Source organism: Veronia nyctiphanis (assembly GCF_004116385.1).
GTDB lineage: Bacteria > Pseudomonadota > Gammaproteobacteria > Enterobacterales > Vibrionaceae > Veronia > Veronia nyctiphanis.
On the sequence record NZ_PEIB01000022.1, the window covers coordinates 71,756 to 78,004 of the forward strand.

The 6,249-nt window shown below is 47.2% G+C and carries 5 protein-coding genes, 2 tRNA genes, 1 rRNA gene and 1 pseudogene; 4 read left to right on the forward strand and 5 right to left on the reverse strand.

The window, feature by feature from the left end; translation table 11 throughout:
• Position 1: 1 nt before the first annotated feature.
• Positions 2 to 86, reverse strand: a tRNA-Tyr gene (locus CS022_RS16210).
• Between the two features lie 12 nt (positions 87 to 98).
• Positions 99 to 174: transfer RNA gene (locus CS022_RS16215), tRNA-Thr, on the reverse strand.
• A 211-nt stretch (positions 175 to 385) separates the two neighbouring features.
• On the opposite strand from CS022_RS16215, the gene coaA reads away from it, so the two are divergent.
• On the forward strand, positions 386 to 1,321 hold the full coding sequence (coaA, locus tag CS022_RS16220) for a type I pantothenate kinase (protein ID WP_129123161.1): 936 nt from the start codon (positions 386 to 388) through the stop codon (positions 1,319 to 1,321).
• A 6-nt stretch (positions 1,322 to 1,327) separates the two neighbouring features.
• Here the strand turns inward: coaA and birA are convergent.
• Positions 1,328 to 2,300: pseudogene (gene birA, locus CS022_RS16225) on the reverse strand (bifunctional biotin--[acetyl-CoA-carboxylase] ligase/biotin operon repressor BirA).
• Positions 2,288 to 3,334: a UDP-N-acetylmuramate dehydrogenase gene (murB, locus tag CS022_RS16230; protein WP_129123162.1), complete on the reverse strand. Its 1,047-nt coding sequence runs from the start codon at positions 3,332 to 3,334 to the stop codon at positions 2,288 to 2,290. Before murB ends, birA begins: the two are co-directional and overlap by 13 nt.
• Before the next feature lie 77 nt (positions 3,335 to 3,411).
• Between murB and CS022_RS16235 the strand changes: the two genes are divergently transcribed.
• From CS022_RS16235 to CS022_RS16245, 3 genes are all read left to right on the forward strand, one after another.
• Positions 3,412 to 3,888, forward strand: coding sequence for a GNAT family N-acetyltransferase (locus CS022_RS16235; protein ID WP_129123163.1), 477 nt, complete (start codon positions 3,412 to 3,414; stop codon positions 3,886 to 3,888).
• A 69-nt stretch (positions 3,889 to 3,957) separates the two neighbouring features.
• Complete coding sequence (gene pssA / locus CS022_RS16240) at positions 3,958 to 5,307, forward strand: CDP-diacylglycerol--serine O-phosphatidyltransferase (RefSeq protein ID WP_129123164.1); 1,350 nt, start codon at positions 3,958 to 3,960, stop codon at positions 5,305 to 5,307.
• Between the two features lie 11 nt (positions 5,308 to 5,318).
• A complete protein-coding gene (locus tag CS022_RS16245) occupies positions 5,319 to 5,939 on the forward strand; it encodes a nicotinamidase (protein ID WP_129123165.1) in 621 nt (206 codons plus the stop codon).
• A gap of 187 nt (positions 5,940 to 6,126) precedes the next feature.
• Here CS022_RS16245 and rrf read toward each other — a convergent pair.
• Positions 6,127 to 6,242: ribosomal RNA gene (gene rrf, locus CS022_RS16250) — 5S ribosomal RNA — on the reverse strand.
• Positions 6,243 to 6,249 lie beyond the last annotated feature (7 nt).

Here is a 6,249-nt window from a genome sequence, read left to right on the forward strand (position 1 = left end):
ATGGTGGTGGGAGAAGGATTCGAACCTTCGAAGGCTGAGCCGTCAGATTTACAGTCTGATCCCTTTGGCCACTCGGGAATCCCACCTATTAAATTGTTTGGTGCCGGCTGCCGGAATCGAACTGGCGACCTACTGATTACAAGTCAGTTGCTCTACCAACTGAGCTAAGCCGGCGACAAGTGCTGCGCATTCTATGCGATGGATTTTGGCGTTGCAATAGTAAAATAGAAAAATAATGGCAATTCTGTCTTGATGGCGTATTAATTAACCAATTGCGCAAAACTTTCTTTTTAATCTTGAGACGTCAAAACTTTATGCTCACTTTTACTCAGGCCATACATGCGGTATTGTCGCTGTCCTTACTCAAAGGAGATGTAGTAAAACAATGAGTGACGTTTTAACCCCCTACCTTTCATTCGACCGCCAGCAGTGGGCTGAACTGCGTAACGCTGTGCCTATGACTCTGAATGAAGCAGACCTCGGAAAACTGCAGGGGATCAATGAACATCTCACCATGGATGACGTTCAGGACATTTATCTGCCCCTTTCCCGTTTACTCAATCTATATGTAAAAGCCAGAAAAGGCCGGACGGAAGTTCTTGGTGAATTTCTTGGCAGGGAAAATAGAAATGTTCCTTACGTTATTGGTATCGCGGGCAGTGTTGCCGTAGGGAAAAGTACCACGGCACGTCTTCTGAAAGCGTTATTAGAGCGCTGGCCAGAACACCCCAAAGTGGAACTCATGACCACTGATGGCTTCCTTTACCCCAATGAGGTGCTAAAAGCCCGAGGCTTGATGCGTAAGAAAGGGTTCCCTGAGTCTTACGATATTCGCAAACTGGTCGAATTCGTGTCCGATGTTAAGTCAGCTAAGCCAGCTGTTGAGGCGCCCGTTTATTCACACCTTGCCTACAACATTATTGATGAAGTGAAAATCGTTGAGCAGCCCGACATATTGATCGTTGAAGGGTTGAACGTATTACAAAGCGGGATGGATTACCCTCACGACCCGCACCGTGTCTTCATTTCAGACTTTTTAGACTTCTCTATTTACGTTGATGCTGACAGCGACCTGCTCAAAACCTGGTATGTCGAGCGCTTTATGGCACTCAGACAGGGCGCTTTCCAAAATCCACACTCCTACTTCAATCATTACGCCAAGCTTAATGAAGAAGAAGCGTTGAAAAAGGCAGCGTCTATCTGGGATGAGATAAACGGAAAGAACCTTGCAGAAAATATCCTGCCAACAAAAGAGAGGGCGGGGCTGATCCTTGAGAAAGGAACTAACCACGCCGTACAGACGGTCAAATTACGTAAGTAACACTATTCAGCCTTCAGTGCCGCGAAGGCTGATTTCACCGCCGAGGTAGGGAATAATACCTTCTTCCGTCTCGAGCAATATCGCACCTTGCTCGTTGATACCTCTGGAGATACCCTTCACCTCCTTATCTCCCATCAGAAGTTTTACAGGCCTGCCATTGAAGTTATCCAGCTTATGCCACTGCCCCACGAAAGCACTCAGGCCATTTGCCTCATAATCTCTCAGCGCATCAGTCAAATCGTTAATCAATGCCGCTGTCAGCGTATTCTTATCTGGCATGGCGTCACAGGCATCTTCTAACCGCGTCCATGGCTGATCAATGTTCTCTGACTCCTCTCGCATTGAGATGTTGAGGCCAATACCGATGACAAGATGCGCGGCGCCTCCCGCCTGACCAGTCATTTCAACCAATACCCCTGCAAGCTTCTTGTCTTGCCAATATATATCGTTAGGCCACTTGACCTGCACACCGGAAGCGCCGAGGCGATTCAACGTTCTGGCCACAGACACCACCCGCGACCAAGCTTAGCCCCATAGCTGCGGCCATGCCCGCTTCAAGTTTCCAGTACATCGACATATAAAGGTTCGCGCCAAACGGCGATAGCCAGCGGCGGCCCCTTCTGCCCCTACCTGCCTCTTGATACTCGGCCAGACAGACACTGCCTGTGTCGAGTTGACCCATGCGATCCATAAGGTATTGATTGGTTGAATCGATAATCGGTAACAATGAAACGGATGGGCTGTTTGTTCTCGCTGACAACTCTTGCTCATCCAACAAATCAAGCGGAGCACTTAAACAATACCCTTTACCTTGGATCTTATAGACATCGAGCCCCCATTCCTGAATGACTTTGATGTGTTTGCTTATGCCTGCGCGGCTCATACCCAATGCGGTACCAAGATCTTCGCCAGAATGAAATTCACCGTCAGACAGTAAATTGATAAGAGCAAGGCGGGGGGTGTGGTCTACTGCGGGCATACCTGCTCCAACGTTGTTTCACCATTTTTTCCGATAAAGCGCACTTCATGCTCAAGCTCAACGCCAAACTGGTCTCGTACTGTCTGCACAACCTGATGAGCAAGAGCCACAACATCAGCGGGCGTTGCATTATTACTGTTGGTCAGCACTAACGCTTGCTTGTTATGAACTGACGCGCCTCCTACTGTTTGGCCTTTCAGGCCGACTTGATCAATTAACCAACCAGCGGCAAGTTTGGCAAAACCGTTACCTGCCGCATACCTTGGCATCTCCACATAAAGCTGTGCCAGTTCATCGGCTTTTTCAATACTGACAACAGGGTTCTTGAAGAAGCTGCCTGCATTACCGATGCGCCTTGGATCAGGGAGTTTGCTTGAGCGAATTTCACAGACCCGCTCAAATAAACGCTGCGGGGTGACTTCTCCTGACTCCGCAAGCGATGATAGAGCACCATAGCTAGTTTCAGGCTGCCAATCTTTTCTCAGCAGTAATCCGACACCAACAATCAACGCTTTCTCTTTTAACGTGTGCTTGAAAACGGAGTCTCGGTAACCAAAAAAGCACTCGTCAGCACTGAGGCGTTTGACTTCTCCACTCTCGACCATCAGTACATTCACGTACTGACACACAGATTTAAGCTCAACGCCATAAGCGCCGATATTTTGAATAGGAGCAGAGCCAGTTAATCCCGGAATAAGAGCCAAATTTTCAAGACCTGGCATACCGTTATCAAGCGTCCATTTGACAAGCTGGTGCCAATTTTCTCCCGCAGCTACGTCGAGATACCAAAAGTTGTCGTCCTCGGTCACTTGGATGCCTTTAAGCCGATTGAGAACAACCAGCCCATCAAAACTCTCGCAGAAAAGAAGGTTGCTTCCCTCACCGAGCATCAGTTTTGGCAGATCTTTATATTCCGCATCCAGCCAAAGCATTTTTAAGTCATCAATGGAATCGGCTTCAATCACGCTCTTGGCATGGACATCAAGCCCGAATGTATGAAATGATTTCAAGGAAGTGTCGGACAGCGTCTTCATTCTCTGTCTGGTTCACCAGTAAAGGACAATTGCGGTGTATACTAGCGTATCTGTGCACACTTCGCAGTGATTTGATAATGAACAACTTACGATTTACGCCCCTCAACCCGATTCGCTTTCCCTTGGTAGCCAGACTTTATAAATCTCATTACCCCGCAGGTAAGCCAAAAAAAGATGAAGTTATCTGGACCGCAGAGAGTGAAAACCAATTATTGGCAAGTGTCCGCTTCAAACAGTTTGAAACATTTCAGCTCCTTACTGGGATGTTAGTTATTCCCGATTTCCGGGGAAAAGGTATTGGTGACGAACTACTCAATGCATGTAATGACCAGACATCTTCCAAAGTGTGCTTCTGCTTGGCATATAGATATCTGGTCCCCCTCTATGAAAGGAATGACTTCAAAATGATCGAAACAAGTGAGCTGCCAGATGAACTGGCCGGTCGTTACAAAAGCTATTGCAATAGCGGTAAAGATCTCGTGCCAATGAGATTCAAACAGCCAGACAATAAAAGCGAGAGCGCAAACGCATCAGAGTCGGTTGAAAACTGCTAATTTCTGGTACAATGTTCCGTTAAATTACGCGTAACCTGACCCTGTACGGTCGCACAACATGAGGTAACAATGGATTCAGCTACTGCAAATCGGCAGTTGATCGACCAGCTACCGCGGATAGCGCATCAACCTGAACAACTTGAAACACTTTTTGATGCGGTGTCTTTCAGACAGCGTCTGCTTAGTGAAATCAGTCAGGCTAAAACCCGTATTTATCTCGTGGCTCTTTATCTGCAAGATGACGAGGCGGGCCGGAGCGTGCTTGATGCGCTTTATGAGGCGAAGCAGAAAAATCCGGTTCTCGATATCAAAGTATTGGTTGATTGGCATCGTGCTCAACGTGGCCTGATTGGTGCAGAGAAGTCTGATGGTAATGCGGCGCTGTATCGAAGCTACGCAGAAAAGTATAAACACAAAATCGATGTGTTAGGTGTACCAGTCCGTAACCGAGAAGTCTTTGGTGTGCTTCACTTGAAAGGCTTTGTTATCGACGACAAAGTGATATACAGCGGTGCAAGCCTCAATGACGTTTATCTCGCACAGCACGAGAGATACCGTTACGACCGTTACCATGTGTTGGAAAACAAATCTCTCGCAAACTGTATGGCAGAGTTCATCGGCAACACGCTGGTATCGAGTGATGCAGTAACGTGTCTGGCTCAACCTAATCGCCCAGATACCAAAGTACTGAAGCCTGCCATTAGGGATCTTCGCAGTCGACTACAAAAAGCCACTTACCAGTTTATCCCACAGCAAATCAAAGAAAACCAGATTGGCATTACTCCAATGGTTGGATTGGGCAAACGGAAGAATTTCCTCAATACCCAAATCTGTCGTCTTATTGCCAGTGCTAAAAATGAACTCATCATTTGTACACCTTACTTCAACCCACCGCGCAGTGTAACGCGAGAGATCCGTCGCGCGCTTGCCCGTGATGTCAGGGTGACCTTGATTGTGGGGGATAAGACGGCTAACGATTTTTATTCACCGCCTGAAGAGCCGTTTAAAACTATCTCTGCATTGCCTTATCTTTACGAAAACAACATGCGTAACTTTGCTCAACGTAATGAATCGGCAATTGCAAAACGCCAGTTACGTATTCACCTTTGGAAGCACAACGATAACAGCTTCCATCTCAAGGGGATCTGGGTAGACAGAAGTTATATGCTGCTTACTGGGAATAACCTGAATCCAAGAGCTTGGAAGCTTGATCTGGAGAATGCCATATTGGTTCATGATGCCAATCGGCTACTCGAAGAACAAAAGTCGCAAGAAATCGATAAGATTCTTGAGCATACTCAGCTAATTGGTAGTTATCAGCAGATACAAAATATCGAAGAATACCCACTTGCTGTAAAGCGTCTCTTAAAACGCATCAAGCGGGTTAAAGCTGATCATATCCTTAAACAGATCATGTAGTAGAGAGCCTTGTGATTGCAGCCATAGATGTCGACCCACAAAGAACCTTTACACCGCTGTGCCCCTCAGAGCTTCCGGTCACAGAGGGTCACTTGATAGCGCCTGCCTTAAACAGCCAGGCCGAAGTCGCCACCTATCGTGTTCTCACGAAAGACGCCCATCCCGCGACCGCGATATGGGTTGTCGACAGTCACAACAAAATGCTTGCTCCTTTGTCTCATCCCAATGCTGATTTAACATGGGTTTCCCATGCAGTACCGGGGACAGAAGGTTTCCAGACTATACCTGGGCTTCCAGCAATTACTGAATACGATCATGTTATCTGGAAAGGGATCGAGCCAGATCTTCACCCTTATGGCGCGTGCTTCCATGATCTAAAGGAAAAGCTCAGTACCGGACTCATCGAATGGCTAAAAGCTAATTCAGTTGATACGGTGTTGATTGGGGGGCTAGCCACTGACTACTGCGTAAAGACGACTGCACTTCAGCTAAAACAGCACGGTAAGTTTGATGTTTGGGTTAACCTAGATGCATGTCGAGGCATTGCAGAAGAAACGACCCAACTCGCATGTCAACAAATGCAAGAGTACGGCATTCATATCATCCAGTCCCTAGAAGAGTTTCATCCATAACTCCAAAGCCCTTATAAGCAGGGCTTTTTAGCTATCTTTAATTCCCAAAGATTTTCGTAACATCGCAAAGCCAACCAGAAATGACGTATATAGCGCTTGAGCTGATTTACCGCGTAGATATGTGAAAGCGTGGAAAGGTCAAACGCAAAAAACCCGGCTCTTACGAACCGGGTTTTGCTAAATTCAAGCCTGGCGATGTCCTACTCTCACATGGGGAAGCCCCACACTACCATCGGCGCTATTGCGTTTCACTGCTGAGTTCGGCATGGAGTCAGGTGGGTCCACAACGCTATGGTCGCCAAGCAAATTC

Excerpts from the sequence above, each read along its gene's own strand:
- murB (WP_129123162.1), bottom strand. The coding sequence starts at position 3,334 with ATGAAGACGCTGTCCGACACTTCCTTGAAATCATTTCATACATTCGGG.
- coaA (WP_129123161.1), top strand. The coding sequence starts at position 386 with ATGAGTGACGTTTTAACCCCCTACCTTTCATTCGACCGCCAGCAGTGG.
- pssA (WP_129123164.1), top strand. The coding sequence starts at position 3,958 with ATGGATTCAGCTACTGCAAATCGGCAGTTGATCGACCAGCTACCGCGG.
- CS022_RS16235 (WP_129123163.1), top strand. The coding sequence starts at position 3,412 with ATGAACAACTTACGATTTACGCCCCTCAACCCGATTCGCTTTCCCTTG.